Source organism: Leifsonia shinshuensis, from assembly GCF_013410375.1.
Classification (GTDB): Bacteria; Actinomycetota; Actinomycetes; order Actinomycetales; family Microbacteriaceae; genus Leifsonia; species Leifsonia shinshuensis.
The window spans coordinates 3,753,728-3,769,654 of the sequence record NZ_JACCFL010000001.1 but is presented as its reverse complement, the minus strand read 5'-3'; the positions used below and the strand labels follow the sequence as shown (position 1 = coordinate 3,769,654).

At 71.8% G+C, this 15,927-nt stretch carries 13 protein-coding genes; 4 read left to right on the top strand and 9 right to left on the bottom strand.

The window, feature by feature from the left end; genetic code table 11:
• Window positions 1-44: 44 nt before the first annotated feature.
• On the bottom strand, window positions 45-2,291 hold the full coding sequence (locus HNR13_RS18175) for an alpha-galactosidase (protein WP_179608027.1): 2,247 nt from the start codon (window positions 2,289-2,291) through the stop codon (window positions 45-47).
• A gap of 109 nt (window positions 2,292-2,400) precedes the next feature.
• On the opposite strand from HNR13_RS18175, the gene HNR13_RS18170 reads away from it, so the two are divergent.
• A complete protein-coding gene (locus tag HNR13_RS18170; protein ID WP_179608026.1) occupies window positions 2,401-4,836 on the top strand; it encodes a glycosyl hydrolase family 95 catalytic domain-containing protein in 2,436 nt (811 codons plus the stop codon).
• A 13-nt stretch (window positions 4,837-4,849) separates the two neighbouring features.
• Window positions 4,850-6,037: an ROK family protein gene (locus HNR13_RS18165; protein ID WP_179608024.1), complete on the top strand. Its 1,188-nt coding sequence runs from the start codon at window positions 4,850-4,852 to the stop codon at window positions 6,035-6,037.
• Between the two features lie 18 nt (window positions 6,038-6,055).
• On the opposite strand, the gene HNR13_RS18160 is transcribed toward HNR13_RS18165, so the two are convergent.
• From HNR13_RS18160 to HNR13_RS18125, 8 genes are all read right to left on the bottom strand, one after another.
• The gene (locus HNR13_RS18160) at window positions 6,056-6,793 is read right to left on the bottom strand and encodes an IclR family transcriptional regulator (RefSeq protein WP_179608022.1); all 738 of its coding nucleotides are present in this window, start codon (window positions 6,791-6,793) and stop codon (window positions 6,056-6,058) included.
• 76 nt (window positions 6,794-6,869) lie between these two features.
• A complete protein-coding gene (locus tag HNR13_RS18155) occupies window positions 6,870-8,054 on the bottom strand; it encodes an adenosylhomocysteinase (RefSeq protein WP_179608021.1) in 1,185 nt (394 codons plus the stop codon).
• Window positions 8,055-8,100: 46 nt separating this feature from the next.
• Window positions 8,101-9,138, bottom strand: coding sequence for an SIS domain-containing protein (locus tag HNR13_RS18150; protein ID WP_179608019.1), 1,038 nt, complete (start codon window positions 9,136-9,138; stop codon window positions 8,101-8,103).
• Between the two features lie 45 nt (window positions 9,139-9,183).
• Window positions 9,184-10,032: an ABC transporter permease subunit gene (locus HNR13_RS18145; protein WP_179608017.1), complete on the bottom strand. Its 849-nt coding sequence runs from the start codon at window positions 10,030-10,032 to the stop codon at window positions 9,184-9,186.
• On the bottom strand, window positions 10,029-10,976 hold the full coding sequence (locus HNR13_RS18140; protein WP_343063609.1) for a carbohydrate ABC transporter permease: 948 nt from the start codon (window positions 10,974-10,976) through the stop codon (window positions 10,029-10,031). The genes HNR13_RS18145 and HNR13_RS18140 overlap by 4 nt, the downstream gene beginning before the upstream one ends.
• Window positions 10,977-10,981: 5 nt before the next feature.
• Window positions 10,982-12,283: an extracellular solute-binding protein gene (locus HNR13_RS18135; protein WP_179608014.1), complete on the bottom strand. Its 1,302-nt coding sequence runs from the start codon at window positions 12,281-12,283 to the stop codon at window positions 10,982-10,984.
• Window positions 12,280-13,215, bottom strand: a complete 936-nt coding sequence (locus tag HNR13_RS18130) for a BadF/BadG/BcrA/BcrD ATPase family protein (protein WP_179608012.1) — start codon at window positions 13,213-13,215, stop codon at window positions 12,280-12,282. Before HNR13_RS18130 ends, HNR13_RS18135 begins: the two co-directional genes overlap by 4 nt.
• A 123-nt stretch (window positions 13,216-13,338) precedes the next feature.
• Complete coding sequence (locus tag HNR13_RS18125) at window positions 13,339-14,559, bottom strand: ROK family transcriptional regulator (protein ID WP_179608011.1); 1,221 nt, start codon at window positions 14,557-14,559, stop codon at window positions 13,339-13,341.
• A 492-nt stretch (window positions 14,560-15,051) separates the two neighbouring features.
• On the opposite strand from HNR13_RS18125, the gene HNR13_RS18120 reads away from it, so the two are divergent.
• Window positions 15,052-15,498 carry an FAS1-like dehydratase domain-containing protein gene (locus tag HNR13_RS18120; protein WP_179608009.1) on the top strand — a complete coding sequence of 149 codons (447 nt, stop codon included), beginning with the start codon at window positions 15,052-15,054 and terminating at the stop codon, window positions 15,496-15,498.
• Window positions 15,498-15,923 (top strand): MaoC family dehydratase, encoded by a 426-nt coding sequence (locus HNR13_RS18115; RefSeq protein ID WP_179608008.1) that lies wholly within the window; start codon window positions 15,498-15,500, stop codon window positions 15,921-15,923. The genes HNR13_RS18120 and HNR13_RS18115 overlap by 1 nt, the downstream gene beginning before the upstream one ends.
• Window positions 15,924-15,927: the final 4 nt, after the last annotated feature.

Here is a 15,927-nt window from a genome sequence, read left to right as displayed (position 1 = left end):
TCTGTGGTGGGCGGTGTGGGGCTGGGCGATCGTCCGTGCGGAGGTCAGGGCACGCGCACGAGGTCGAACAGCATCGCTTGCTGGGGGTTGAGCGTGGGCAGCGGGGTCCCGGCGACGGCGAGCACCGCGCCGGGGAGGACGACGCCGTCGGCGGTCGCGGCTGCGGCGATCCAGGACGGGTCGGCGCTCTGGTGCCGGCTCGCCGGGCCGAAGTCGTCGCGGATCCGCACGCGGTAGCGGGCGTCCGGGTCGAGGCCGGGGAAGCGCACGCGGCCGGACTGGCCCGGCGCGGAGGTGGCCAGGCGCGCCCAGGTGTAGATCGCCCGGTCGCCGTCGACGGAGACGATGCCGGAGAGCAGCGTCGTGTCGTCGGCCAGGTCGGCGTTCACCACGCGGCCGGAGTGGATCAGGCCGCGGAGCTCCCGGTAGGCGGCGCCCCAGCGGGCGATCCGCTCCAGCTGGTCCTCGTCGGCCTCCTGCAGGTCCCACTCGATGCCGGCGTGCGCGGTCAGCGCGACGATCAGGCGGAACGCGAGATCGGTGGTCCGGGAGGTGGTGTGCGAGCGCGCGGCGCCGAGGTGCGAGCCGATCAGCTCGGGCGGGATCAGCATCCGGGTCCAGCGCTCGATCTGCAGGCGCTCCACCGGGTCGTTGCAGTCGGACGCCCAGACCCGGTCGGTGCGGTCGAGGATGCCGAGATCGACCCGGCCGCCGCCGCCCGAGCAGGTCTCGATCTCCAGCCCGGGGTGGCGGGCCCGGAGGGTGTCGAGCATCCGGTAGAGGGCGAGGGTCTGCTCGTGCACCGCCGGCCGGTCGACGCCGGCGTAGCCGCTGACCGCCTCGGAGAGGTCGCGGTTGTGGTCCCACTTGATGTAGTCCACGCGGTACTCGTCGACGATCGCGCTGATCCGCTCGAGGACGTACGCGTAGGCGTCCGGGCGGGTGAGGTCGAGCACGTACTGGTCGCGGGCGGTGGCGCCGAGCGCCTGGCGCGGGCCGAGCACCCAGTCCGGATGCGCGCGCGCCAGGTCCGAGTCGAGGTTGATCATCTCCGGCTCGAACCAGAGGCCGAACTCCATGCCGTGCGCGCGGACGATGTCGACCAGCGGGCCGAGCCCGTCCGGCCAGACCGAGCGGTCCACGATCCAGTCGCCGAGCCCGGCGTTCGCGTCGCGGCGGCCGTGGAACCAGCCGTCGTCGAGCACCACGCGCTCCACACCGACGCGCGCGGCGCGCTCGACCAGGGCGGTGAGCCGCTGAAGGTCGTGGTCGAAGTAGACGGCCTCCCACGAGTTCAGCGTCAGCGGGCGCGGCTTCGCCGGGTGCGACGGACGTGCCCGCAGCCGCCGGTGGAGGCGGTCGGCCAGCCCGTCGAGCCCGTCCGCCGACCACAGGAACAGCGCGGTCGGTGCGACGTAGCGGTCGCCGTCCGCGAGCGCGATCTCGCCGGGGCGCAGGCCCTCGCCCACGCCGAGGACGGACGAGAACGGGCCGGCGCCCTCGGTGAGGCGCTCCACGACGTACTCGGCGTCGCCGCTCCAGGCGAGGTGCGCGGCCCAGGCCTCGCCGCGGCGGAAGCCGAGGTCCTCCGTGCCGGCGACGACCAGGAACGGGGCGTCGTGACCGGGCTTGCCGCGGCGCGCGCGCCGGACGTGGCTGCCGAAGAACAGCGGGCCGCGCTGCGGGGCGCGCTCGCGGCACCACTTCCCGGTGAAGTCGAGGATGTCGGTCGCCCGCTCCGGCACGGGCATCAGGACGCGGAGGGCGTCGAGCGTGTACGGCTCAGCGGCACTGCCGGAGAGCGCGGCGTCGCCGGAGACCGCGGCGCCGCCGGAGAGCGCGGCGTCCCGGGTGACCGTGACGTCCACCGCGAGCACGCCGAACCGGTCGAGCGCGATCGCCATCGTCGACCGCAGCGCGGTGATCTCGTCCACGAGGTCGAACTCGATCCGGCCGCCGAGCCCGCCGTCCCGGCCGTCGGTCTCGTACCGCACGGCCACCGTGTGCGGCCGCGGCGTGGTCGCCGACCCGGCGGCGTGCCCCTCCTGCGCCGGGGTCCCCGCCCAGCCCTCGAACTCGCTGGGCCACAGGCTGAACGACCGCGGGATGTCCGGCGAGTTGTTGAGCACGGCGGGGTCGCCGCTGTCGCGCAGGGCTTCCAGCGTCGTCTCGTCCACCGGGCCGAGGTCGGCGCCCCAGTGCAGCACGCGCGGCATCCGCCCTGCCGTGTCGATGACGAGGGAGGTGCCCGCTGCACGCAGGGCGAGTACGGCGCCGTAGCCGTCGAGCATGGGTCTGGCTCCTAGGGAAGGGGATTGCTTGACAGTGTCAATAAACCATGCCTACTGTGTCATCTGCAACCCCGGCCCTGCGATCGGTGAACGGACTTTCGGGACTCACATGACGACGAACACGCTGCAGCTCTCCTGGTCGGCTCCGGCCGCCCACTGGGAGGAGGCCGTGCCGCTCGGCGACGGTCGCCTCGGGGCGATGGCGTTCGGCGGCGCCGAGGGCCGCTACCAGGTGAACGACGCCACGGTCTGGTCCGGCACCCCGGAGACGGCGGGGGAGGAGCTGCGCCGCGTCCTCGCGGGCGGGGCCGGTCCCGACCGGCTGCGGGAGGTGCGCGCCGCGCTCGCGGACGGCGACCTGGACACCGCCGAGCGGCTGCTCCTGACCTTCGAGGGGCGTTACTCGCAGGAGTTCCTGCCGCTCGCCGACCTGTTCGTCGGGCTCCCCGGCGCCACCGTCGCGGCCGGCGAGCCCGCGCGGGTGCTCGACCTCGACGACGCGTACCTGGAGGAGCGGCTGGAGGTCGGCGGCGTCGCCGTCCGCCGCGTCTCCTGGGTCGCCGGGCACACCCTCGTCATCCGCATCGAGGCCGACGAGCCGCTCCCCGAGGTGCGCGTCCGCCTGACCTCCCCGCTGCGGGAGCTCGGCCGCCGGGGTCACGGCGGGCCCGGCTACGGCGAGCTCGGCCTCGACCTGGCCGTCCCGGTCGACGGGGCGCCCCTGCACGAACCCTCCGTCGTCCCCGCCCTCCGCTACGCGGAGCCGGGCGACGGATCGTATGACGGCTTCGCATCCACGGCCCTTGCGGTGCGGAGCGATGGCACGACCGAATCCGACGACTCCGGTCTGACGATCCGCCGTGCCGGTCGGCTGTCGATCGCCCTCTCGTCGTCGTCCCGCGCTGAGTCGTGGTGGGCCGGCGCGGACGACGAGTGGCGGAGCGTCTCCCATGAGACGATCCGGAACCGCGCGCGGGAGCGCGTTCTCGGCGCGCTTGGCGAGAACGCCTCCCCGGCCGCCCCCGGCGCGTTGCGCGGGCGGGCGGCGCGGTTCGCGATCGGCGGCCGGCGAGCCGGCCGGTGGGACGTGCGCGCCGACATCCTCGACGGCGCCGACGACGGCCTCCGGGCGACGGTCGCGGCCGAGTACGGCCGCTACCTCCTCCAGTCCTGCTCGACCCCGGGCGGCCCCGCCGCCAACCTGCAGGGCATCTGGAACGGCGAGCTGCGGCCCGCCTGGTCCTCCAACTACACGATCAACATCAACACCGAGATGAACTACTGGGCGGCCGGCCCGCTCGGTCTCGTCCCGGAGGCGGAGCCGCTGATCGCGCTCGTCGAGCGCATCGCCCGCACCGGCCGGGACGTCGCCCGCGAGCTGTACGGCTGCCGCGGCTGGGTCGCCCACCACAACAGCGACCTGTGGGGCTGGAGCCTGCCGGTCGGGATGGGGCACGGCGCGCCGAGCTGGGCGATCTGGATGATGGGCGGCGTCTGGCTGTGCCACTCGCTCTGGGACCAGTACGAGTTCACCGGCGACGACGCGCTCCTGCGCGACCGGATCTGGCCGCTGCTGCGCGGCGCGACCGAGTTCTGCCTGGACTGGCTGCAGGTCGGCCCGGACGGCGTCGCGTACCTCGCACCCTCCACCTCCCCGGAGAACCAGTACCTCGACGCGGAGGGCCGGCCGCGGGCGCTCGGGCTCACCTCCACGATGGACCTGGAGCTGATCCGCGCCCTGTTCGAGCGCGCGCTGGTGGCCATCGACACGGTCGGCGGCGCGGACACCGACGCCGCGGACACCGAAGGCGCGGACGCCGACGCCGCGCTGCGCCGGGAGGTCGTCGCGTCCCTCGCCTCCCTCCCCGAGCCCCGGGTCGGCTCCGACGGCCGGCTGCTGGAGTGGTCGGCGGAGGTCGGCGAGCACGAGCCGGCGCATCGCCACCTCTCGGCCCTGGTCGGGCTGTACCCGCTCGACCAGATCACCCCGGAGGCGACGCCCGCGCTCGCGGACGGCGCCCGGCGCTTCCTCGACGCCCGCGGCCCCGGCGCGATGGGCTGGTCCTGGGCGTGGAAGATCGCCCTCCGCGCCCGGCTCGGCGACGGCGACACCGCCGCGGAGCTGCTGCGGGAGGCACTCGCGCCGTATCGCGGGGACGCCAGGCGGCACGGACCGGTCGACGGCTCCGAGTGGGGCGGCCTGCTCCCGAACCTGTTCAGCACGCACCCGCCGTTCCAGCTCGACGGCAACCTCGGCTTCCCCGCCGCGATCGCCGAGCTGCTGCTGCAGAGCCACGGCGGCCGCGTCCACCTCCTTCCTGCGCTGCCCGCGGCCTGGCCGGACGGCCGCGTCGACGGCCTCCACGCCCGCGGCGGCATCGTCGTCGACGTGTCCTGGTCGGACGGCGCCCTGCGGGAGGCCGTGCTGCACAACCCCGGTGCGGTGGACCGCCGCGTGCCGGTCCGCTGGGGCGGGTCGGATGTCGACGTGCTCGTGCCCGCCGGCGGGACGGCCGTCGTCGCGGACCCGGTGCCCGTATCCTGATCGGGACATGGAGATGCCCGATCGAGCACTGGACCTTGACGACGAGCTGCGGAGCCGCACGGCCCTGCTCGGGTCGGCGTCCGACGCGGCCACCCGCGTCTTCACCACGATCCTGACCAGGAGCCCGATCAGCAGGATCGACGTGGCCAAGCTCACCGGGCTGTCGCAGGCGGCCGTGACCAAAGCGGTCGCTCCGCTGGTGGCGGTGGGGCTGCTCAACGACTCGCTCGGACCGACCCTGACCGGCCTCCCCGGCCGGCCCGTGAGCCCGGTCGCGCTCGTCCCCGACGCGGTCGTCACGCTCGGCGTGAAGGTGAACGATGACGAGCTCATCGGCGTCGCCACCGACCTCACCACGCGCGTCATCGCGTCCGAGCGGCTGCCGCTCGCGTCGCGGGCGCCGGCGGAGGTCATCGACGCGATCGCGGAGCTCTGCGCGCGGCTCGCGGAGCGGCTCGGCGACCTGGGCCCGCGGCTCGCGGCCGTCGGAGTCGCCGTCTCGGGCGACGTCGACTCCGAGACGGGCGTCGTCCGCGACTCCGCCATCATGGGCTGGAGGAACGTCGAGCTGGGACCGGTGCTCGCGGAGCGGCTCGGTCGCCGGGTCGTCGTGGAGAACGACGTGCGGGCGCTCACCATCGGCGAGCACTGGTTCGGTGTGGGGCTCGGCACCCGGTCGTTCGCGATCGTCACGATCGGCCGCGGCATCGGCTCCGGCCTGCACCTGAACGGGGAGGTCGTCGAAGGCGCCTACGGCGTGGCCGGCGAGATCGGCCACCTGCCGCTCACCTCGCCCGACAAGGTGTGCGCCTGCGGCCGCCGCGGCTGCGTCGAGGCGGTGGCCTCCACCAGCGCCATCGCGGCCGCCGTGTCCGCCGCGCACGGACGGCCGGTCACGATCGGCGAGGCCGTCGAGCTCCGCCGGGCCGGGGACGCCGCCGCCGTCGAGGTGTTCGACGAGGCCGGGAGGGTGATCGGAGCCGCCATCGCCAGCCTGGTCAACCTGGTCGGACCCGAGCTCGTCGTCATCGGCGGCGAGGGGGTGGCCGACTTCGACCTCATCGAGGAGCCGCTGCGCCGCTCGTACGCGGAGCACGTGTTCGCCTCCGCCGACCGCTGCCGGATCGCCGTCCGCCCGCACACCTTCGAGGACTGGGCGCGGGGCGCTGCGGCGACCGCGGTCCGTTCCCTCGTGGTCTGACCCGCCGCTGCCCGCGGGTCAGATGCCGAGCGCGGCCTGGATCTCCCGCGCGGCGCGCGACGCCGTCTCCCGCGCGCTGTCGACGCTGGACGGGCTGTAGCTCGTCGCGACGTAAGGCACGGTGAGCGCCGCCACGGCCTCCGGGCTGTCCGAGCGGAGGATGGGGACGACGACGTCGGTGATCCCCGGTTGCGCGGAGTCCGGGAGCACGAACACCCCGTCCTTCCGGATCGCTGTGAGCCGCTCCTGGTCGAGGCCCCCGAAAGCCGTGGAGACGGTGTCGGCGGCGCCGGTGACGGCGGAGAAGGCGGCGAGGACCATCCCGGTCGCGGTCGTGGCCACGTCGAACAGCGCCCCCACCCGCACCCGGAAGCCGAAGTCCGCCGGGCTCTCGACCTGCGCGACGATCCGCACCCGGTCGCCGTCGAGGATCCCGAGGTTGCAGGACTGCGCGACCGTCGCGGAGACCTCCCGCATCACCGGGACGGCGACGCTGAGCAGCGAGCGCAGCGGCTCCTGCCGGTGGGCCAGGTCGAACATCCGCATGGACAGCTGGTAGAGGCCGGACGACCGGTCCCTGTGCAGGTAGCCGCGCTTCTCGAGCCGCATCAGGGGCCGGAAGATCTGTCCGGTCGAGCGCCCGACGGCGGTGGCGATCTCCAGCTGACTGAGCGGCGACGGGCTGCTCGCCAGGAGTTCGAGGATGTCGAGCGCCTTGTCGATCGCCGGCGCCGCGTAGTCGGGTGAGTCGGACATCCGGTCCCCTTCCCCTATGGGCTGGTCATGCTGACGGGCTGGTCATGCTGACGGGCTGGTCATGCTGACGGGCTGCTTACGAAGCTGCGTGGAGGTTCGCCAGCATGCGGCGGGCGATCGTCCGGTCGATGTCGTCCGGTACCGGCTGGGCGCCGGGCGGCAGCGTGGCGGCCTGCGTCGCCACCCGCTCCAGCGAGAAGGTCTGCAGCAGGAAGCCGAGGTCCATCGACTCGATCGAGTTCCCCTTCGGCTCGCGTCCGGCGAGGTTGAACATCCGGCCGTTCGCGATGAGGATCACGTGGTTGCCGTTCGGGAGGTCGATCCGCTCGACCGCGTCGACGATCTCCGTGCTGCCGGTCTGCCTGGCCCGGAGGGCGGCGACGTCGATCTCCCACGGGAAGTGGCCGATGTTGGCGAGGATCGCGCCGTCGTGCATGTTCTCCACGATGTCGTAGCCGAGGACGTCCGGCCGGCCGGTCGCGGTGATGAAGACGTCGCCCCAGGCCGCGAAGTCCTGCGGGGTGCCGACGCGGAAGCCGTCGAGCGCGGCCTCGAACGCCTTCAGCTCGTCGGTGTCGACGACGGCCACCTTGCCGCCGAGCGCGCGGAGATACTGCGCGACGCCCCGGCCGCACCAGCCGTAGCCGAACACCACGAAGCGCCGGCCGGGGACCATCACGTTGGTGATGCGCATGAAGCTCTCGACGGCCGACTGTCCGACGGCGTGCTTGTTCTCGCCGATGGCCTTGAGCAGGCTGTCGTTGATGACGATCACCGGGAAGGGGATGCTCCCGGCCAGCTCGCTGCGCAGGCGGTCGCCGCCGCTCGTCGTCTCCTCGGTCCCGCCGAGGATCGTGTGCGCTGACCCGCGTTCGACGAGGCCGGCCGCCAGGTCGGCGCCGTTGTCGAGGATCATGTCCGGCCCGGCGTCGAGCACCTTCGCGATGTTGCCCGCGTGCTGCTCGGCGGTGTCCTCGCGTGCGCCGTGGATGGTCACCCCGGGGAGCGTGTTGAGGTACGCCACGACGTCGTTCTGAGTGGAGCCGAAGTTGCCCGTCCCGACGATCTCGGCGCCGCCGGCGGCGAGCGTCTCCAGCAGGACCGCCGTCTTCGGCTCGACGTGCAGGGACATGCCGATCCGATGGCCGGCGAACGGCCGCGTCCCGGCGAGCTCATCGCGGGCGGCGGCCAGGAGGCTCATCCGGGAGCGGATCCAGGCGACGCGCGCGCGTCCCTGCTCGGCGTGATCGTCGGTGTCCATGTGCAGTATCGTACACAGGCGAAAGCCGATTTCATATATGCATGAGCTACCCCGCGCGGACGGGGAGCTTCGTGTCGTCCTGGTGGTACAGGAACTTCTCGAGGGGGAACGGCTTGTGCTGCACGGCGGCGGCGATCAGGAGCTGGCCGATGACCGTCTCGACCACCGCCCGCTCGAAGAGGCCGAGCCCGGACGGGACGGTGATGACGGTGAGGCCGGGGTGCCCCGACGCCGGGAGCTCCGCGGCCTCGGCGCTCGTGACGAGCACGACCCGGACCCCGGCGTCGAGCACCGAGGAGGGGATCGTGGTCTCGCGGCCGTCGCCGAACAGCACGAGGACGTCGTCGGCCGAGAGGACCTCCATCGGGCCGTGCAGGTACTGATAGGTCTCGAACGCGCTGCTGGGCGTGCGGAGCCCCTCGCGCACCATGAGCGAGAGCTCCGCCGCGGACGCCAGCGAGGCGCCGCGGCCGACGACGTCGATGCTCGCGGCCCCGGCCAGGATCCCGCCCGCGGCCTCCGCGATCGGCGCGTACCCGCGGAGGGCCTCCGCGACCCGCTCCGGGAGCCGCGCGGCCTCCTCTCCCGAGTCGAGCGCCCCGACCCGGTCCAGCAGCAGCGCGTAGGCGAGGATCGTGGCGGTGTAGCCGCTCGTGTAGACCGGGGAGTCGGGGAAGCCGCCGAGACCGAGCACGACGTCCGTCGCCTCCCGGATGGGCTGATCCGGGAAGTTGGTGATGCCGATCCGCGAACCGGGCGGCAGCGCGCCGGCGGCGGCGAGCGGCTCCGGGCTCCTGCCGGACTCCGAGACGATGATCGAGTGATCGGCACGCACCGCCGCGAGGCCGTCCGCCACGTCGGAGGCGATCACCGCGACAGCCGGCCGGCCGCGCTGCGCGAGCGCGGCGAGCGGCACCTGCGCCGAGTTGAGCGAGGCTCCCATCGCGACGAAGGCCACGCTCTCGTCCCGGCCCCAGCGCGGGAGCGCTGCCGCGTCGAGAGCGCGTGCGACGGTCGCCAGGGCGAGCTCGAGGTTGGCGGGCTGGGCGTTCATGGCGTCGATGAAGGATGCGGTCGGTTCCATAGTCGTCTTTCTCGAAGAGGTGGGTCGTGCGGGTTCGGGAGGGCGTCAGCCCTTGACGGCGCCGGCGGCCATGCCGCTGACGACGTAGCGCTGGAAGACCATCGCCACGATGATCGGCGGCAGGGCGGCGAGGATGCCGCCGGCGGCGACGAGCCCGAAGTCGGTGGTGTAGCGGCCGGCGAACTCGCTGATCGCGACCGGCAGCGTCTTCGCGGCGTTCGACGACGTGAAGATGAGGGCGTACATGAACTCGTCCCACGCCAGCAGGAACGCGAACATCAGCGCGGCGAAGATCCCGGGCCGGGCGGCGGGCAGGATCACCCGGAACAGCGCGCCGAGCCGGGTGGTGCCGTCGATGCGGGCGGCCTCCTCCAGCTCCTCGGGGATGGTGAGGAAGTAGTTGCTGAGGATCCAGAGCACGAACGGGACGACCAGCGAGCAGTCGACGATGATCAGCCCCGTGACGGTGTCGAGCAGCCCCAGCGAGTTGAGGATGAGATAGAGCGGGATCAGCAGGGCGATCTGCGGCAGCATGTACGTCGCGAGGAACAGGATCAGCACGGCCTGCCGGAACCGGAACCGCAGCCGGGCGAAGGCGTAGGCGCCGAGGATGCCCACGATCATCGAGATGCCGACGGTCCCGACCGCCACGATCGTCGTGTTGGCGAGGGCGGCACGGAAGGTGGCGCCGACGCTGTCGGCTCCGCCGCGGAAGATCAGCTCGTAGCGGCTCCAGTCCAGCGTGTCCGGGATCCACTGCAGCGGCGTCGAGATGAGCACGCGCTGCGGCGTCACGCTGGCGAGCACCATCCAGCCGAACGGCAGGAGGACCGCGAGCGCGACGACCAGCGCCGCGAGGTGCAGGAGGATCGAGTTGCGTTTGGCGTGTCTCACAGCAGGCTCATCTCGGATCGGCGCAGCAGGCGCAGGTAGAAGAAGGTCAGGGCCAGGATGACGAGCACGATGATGTACGACAGTGCGGCTCCCACCCCGAAGTTCTGGTCGGAGAAGGCCGTCGTGTAGGCGTAGTACGCGACCGTCTGGGTGCCGTTGACCGGGCCGCCGCGCGTCATCGTGTAGATGATGTCGAAGACCTTGAACGCCTCCACCGTGCGCAGCACCAGCACCACCGAGATGGAGGGCACGAGCATCGGGAGGACGATCGAGCGGAAGATCCGCGGCCAACTCGCCCGGTCGACCTTCGCCGCCTCGTAGAGCTCGGAGGGGATGGACGTCAGCCCGGCGAGCAGGAAGAACGCGACCAGCGGTGTCGTCTTCCAGACGTCGGCGATGATGACCATGTTCAAGGCGGTGGTCGGGTCGCCGAGCCACGCCTGGTACTGGTCGATGATCCCGAGCTGGGTGAGCGCCGCGTTCAGCGCTCCGTACTGCGCGTTGAAGATGCCCTTCCACATCGCCGCGTTGACGATCGTCGGGATCGCCCACGGGATGATGACGATGGCGCGGAACAGCCAGCGGGCGCGCAGCTTGGCGTTCAGCAGGCCGGCGACGATCAGCCCGAAGACCAGCTCGAGCGCCGTCGAGACGATGGTGAAGTAGAGCGTGCGTCCCATCGCCGCCCAGAACCCGGACGAGCTGAGGACGCCGATGTAGTTCTGCAGCCCGACGAACGGGGTGTCGGTCGCCAGCGCCGAGTTCACCTCGAAGAACGAGATCAGCAGCGTGCGCAGGATCGGGTAGACGATGACCCCGAAGACGGCGATCGCGGCGGGCAGGAGCAGCCAGAACGCCAGCCGGCCCTGGTTGTCGCGCCTGCGCCGGGTGCGGCGCTCCCGTGCGGGGGAGCGCCGTTCCGTCTCGACTCCGGCGACCGACACGCCCGTCACTTCAGGCTCGCGTTGGCGGCCGCGACCGCGTCGTCGAGGGCCTGCTGCGGGTTCTTCTTACCGAGCAGCGCGTTCTGCAGCTCGACCTGGAGGGCCTGCGAGACCGTGTTGTAGTTCGCCACCGGCGGGCGCAGGATCATCGAGTCGTACGCCTTGCCGGCCGCGGCGAACACCTCGGGGTTCGTCTTGGTGATGTCCGGCTTGTCGTAGCTGGCCTTCCAGTTCGTCATGGAGCTGGTGACGTACTTGTCCTGCACGGCCTCGCTCGTCATGTACTCGATGAACTTCCACGCGGCCGCCTGGTGCGTCGACTTCGAGCCGATCGCGAGGGCCATCGAGCCGTTCACGCCGGGGTTGTCCCCGCCGGGACCGGCCGGCGGCACGGTGACGGCGACCTGACCGACCACCTTCGAGATCGACGGGTCGTTCTGGTCGCGGAAGGTGGACTCCCAGTTCAGCTCCATCGCCGTCTTGCCCGCCGCCATCGACTTGTCGGTGTCGTCCTCCAGGAAGGTCGTCGAGGCGGGGTCGGTGAGGCCCTCGTCGAGCGACTTCTTCATGAACTCCAGCGCTTGCACGCCCGCGCCCTTGTTGATGGCGAGCTTGCCGCTGGAGTCGGTGAACTGGCCGCCGAAGGCGCCGAGCAGCTCGGCGTAGTCGCAGACGAGCGCTTCGGCCTGCGACCAGCTCCAGGAGATCGGGTACTGCACGATCCCGGCGTCCTTGAGCTTCTTCGCGACGGCGAGCACGCCGTCCCACGTCTTCACGTCGTCAGGACCGGCGCCGACCTTGGCGAGCATGTCCTTGTTGTAGAAGAACAGCTTGGTGGAGGGTCCCCACGGCACGCCGTAGTACTTGCCCTTGTACTCCGCGCTGCTGAGCGCGCCGCCGAGCATGTCGGACTTCCAGCTCGACGGGAAGTTCTTGGTCACGTCGGTGATGATGCCCTTGGAGGCGAACTCGGCCGGCCAGATCACGTCCAGGTGCACGACGTCGTAGGTGCCGGCGGGCGCCGACGTGACGATCTTGTCGTGCAGCGCCTCGTACGCGACGAACGTCGGCTTGACCGTGATCTTCGGGTTCTTCGCCTCGAAGTCCTTGATCATCGCGCCGATGTCCGACTCCGAGTAGCCGGCCTGCTTCATGAACAGGGCGTTGATCGTGCCGGTGCCGTCGCCTTGGCCGCCGCCGCCGGAACCGGCTCCCGTCACGCTGCAGGCGGTGAGGGCGAGCGCGGCCACCGCCGCGAGCCCGACGCCGGCGAGCGCGCGGCGTCGCCGAGGGGGTGTGATTCTCATGACTTCCTCCGTGATGGTGTTGATGGTGCGAACGGGACCGCGCCCGGCTGGGCCGAGAGTCGCCTGGCCATCGCCAGGGCGCCTTCGACCGGAGCCGCGGTCAGCAGGTGCACGACGTGCCCGAGGCCGCGGGTGCGCAGGCGCTCGTGGAACGCCTGGAACAGGCGCGGCTGGTTGGTGATGACTCCGCCCGCGCAGACCACGTGCCGGCCGACGGCTCCGTGCCGGTGGACGAGCTGCACGCTGCGGGCCAGCTCGTCCGCCGCGTCGTCGATGACGCGTGCCGCGCGCCGGCTCCCGGCGTCGGCGGCGGCGAACACGAGCGGTGCGGCCGCTCCCCAGCGAGTGATCCGGGGATGGACGGTGAGAGCGTTCGACAGGCCGACGACGTCGTCGACGCCGAAGTGGGCGAACAGCGCGTCGGCGAGCTGGTCGGGCTGCTCGCGCTCGTCGACGGCGTCGAACAGGGAGCGGACGGCGTCGCGGACCAGTGCCGGTGCGCTGCCCGGGTCGTTGAGGATGTAGCCGTAGCCGCCCGCGGTGACCGGGGTCCCGTCGGCCAGGCGTCCGACGACCTTCGAGCCGGTGCCCGCGATCACGGCGATCGCGTCGTCGAAGCCGGCGGCGGGTCCGAGGAGCTCGACGTCGTTGACGGTCCAGGTGCGTCCGCGGTGGGCCTCGGCGAGAGCCGACTGGAAGGCCAGGGTCTGGGCCTCGCTGTCGAGCCCGTGCGCGCCGACGGCCAGGGCGGCCTCGGCGCTGCCGGGCAGTCCGCCGAACAGCGCCAGCAGGCCCTGCACGCTCGCGGGGGAGTCGAGCTTTCCGTCCGCCTGCCATTCGGCCGTCGGCACCGACCGGTCCAGGAGCGTGGCGCCGTCGGACTCGGCGCGGACATGCGTCTTCGTGCCGCCGATGTCGATCCCAACGATCACGCGTGGCTCCTCTGCCGTCGTTGCCAGGAAGTTCTCTCCGACCGGTGGGTACTTCTTTCCGATCGGAGTGAGAAGAAGTTGGGTCGACACTAGAAGCAGGACGGCCGCCGTGTCAAGAGCGGCTCAGAAGTCGATGTACGCGAAGCCGTTCACTTCGGCCGCCGCCAGCTCGGCGATGCCGAGCAGCACGCCGTCCTCGCCGTGGGTGGCGGGGGTGACGCGCGGAACCCGGATGATCCGGCCGCGGAGGCGTTGCTCGATCTCCGGGATCACATTCGCGTGCTCACCGGCGAAGCTGCTGCCGAAGACGACGAGCTCCGGGTCGAGGACGATGACGAGCGCGGCGACGGCGATGGCCACCATGTCGAGGATCTCGTCCGCCATCTCCCGCGCGTCGCGGTCGCCGGTGCGCGCGAGCTCGAAGACGTCCTGCGCGGCGAGGGTGCCCGACGCGGGGAGTGCGACGCCCAGCTCGCGGGCGCGGCGGGTGAGCGCGAGCGACCCGATCCGGTCCTCGAGGTCGCCGTGCTCGTCGTACGAGCGCTCCAGGGATGACCGTTCCATCAGCAGGTAGCCGATCTCGCCGGCCTCGGCACGCGCGCCGCGGTACAGCTCGCCGTTTGTGATGACGCCGGCGCCGAGCCCGTTCTCGAGGAAGATCGCGACCAGCCCGGAGAGCCCTTTGCCCGCGCCCGCCCGCAGCTCGCCGAACGCGAGGGCGTTCGCGTCGTTCTCGACCACGATCGGGAGGTCCGTCCGCTGCCGGAGCAGGGTGCCGAACGGCACCCCCGTCCAGCCGAACTCCGGCATCGTGCCGACGATGCCGTCGGGCTGCTGGACGACCCCCGGGACGGCGATCCCCGCGGCCAGGCACGGCGTGCCGAGCGCGTCGGCTCTGGCGATCAGCTCGTCGAAGAGCGCGAACACGCGCTCCAGCTGGGCCTGCTGGTCGTCCCTGCGCTGCTGCTCGGGAGAGTCCTTGGACGCACGCGGCCCGAGCTCGACGCTCCGCCGGAAGACGATGGTGCCGTCGAAGTCGACGAGGATGCCCGTCGCCACGTCGGAGCGCAGCTGGATCGCCGCGACCAGGCGCGAGCTGCCCGCGTAGCGGAGGAGCACGGAGGGCCGCCCGCCGCGCGAAGGCTCCTGGCCCGCCGTGACGACCAGCCCGTCCTCGACGAGCGCTGCGGTGAGCCGGTTGATCGTGGCCGGGCTGAGGCCGGTCATCGCTCCGAGCTGCTGCCGCGAGAGCGGACCGGAGGCGCGGAGGGCCTCGATGATCGCGGTCTGGTTCACGCGGGCGAGCGTGCTCGTCGTCGCCGCTCCGCTTGCGCGTCGTGCCATGTCGTCCACCCCTGGTCCTGATCGCTAGAACTTTACTATCCGTGTGCGACGAAAGTGGCGCACGCCCCGTTGCGAGTTCACCGGAGGGCGACACGCCGTGTCGCTGTACCCAGTTCGGAGGGGGGAATGTCGGTGGTTCCGCGTATTGTCGCGGGTGTGGGACGACGTCCCGAAAAAATCCCCAAAACACTACATCTAGTGGAATGACAATCGTGTCATTCGGGTTATATAGTGGGTAAACACCGCGAGACGCGCGGATGACAAGACTTCAGGGGAGGCCATCATGGACTACGAGAACGACACCGTCGGCGGCTATGCGGTTCCGGTCGACCCGATGGACCTGCTGCAGTGCGACAGCTGCCAGTGACCCGCTGACGACAGCTTCGAGAACCCCGGCGCCCGGTGCGCCGGGGTTCTTCTGTTCCCGGGTTCACGTTTGATGGGGAGGGGGTTTCGCGGAGGGGTCGGGAGCCGGCTGCGTAGAATCGATGGGTGCCAGTGAATCCCGAGCTCGTGGGCCGCAGTTTCCCGCCCACCCCTCCGTATCTCGTCGGCCGTGAGAAGGTGCGCGAGTTCGCCGCCGCCGTGCTCGCGACGGATCCCCTCAGCTTCGACGTGGCCGCTGCGCAGGCCGCCGGGCACGCCGACCTTGTCGCGCCGCCCACCTTCCCGGTCGTGGTGCAGCAGCGCACGCTCGATCAGCTCCTCGCCGACCCGGAGGCGGGCATCGACTTCAGCCGCGTCGTCCACGGCGACCAGCGGTTCACGTTCTCGCGCCCCGTCGTCGCGGGCGACGAGCTGACGGCGACGCTGACCGTCACGGCGGTCAAGTCGCTCGGCGCGCACAGCATGGTCACCGCCGAGACGGTGATCGTGGACGCCGCCGGCGAGCACGTCGTCACCACCGTGTCCACCCTGGTCGTGCGAGGAGACGAGTGATGGCCGCCCCCGATTTCGACGCCCTGGCCGTCGGCGACGTCGTCGCCGAGCGCGCCTTCGACCTCAGCCGCGACGCGCTGGTCCGCTATGCCGGAGCGTCGGGCGACTTCAACCCGATCCACTACCGCGACGACGTCGCGACCTCGGTCGGCCTCCCCGGCGTGATCGCACACGGGATGCTCACGATGGGGCTCGCCGTACAGCCGGTGGTCGACTGGGCGGGCGACCCGGCGCGCGTGGTCGACTACCAGGTGCGGTTCACCCGTCCGGTGGTCGTCGACCCGGCCGAGGGCGCGAGCGTGCTCGTGACGGCCAAGGTCGGTCAGCTCGACGCGGAGGCCCGGGTCGCGCGGATCGACCTGACCACGACGTTCAACGCCGAGACCGTGCTCGGCAAGGCGCAGGTGCGCGTCTCGCTCGCGTGAACGA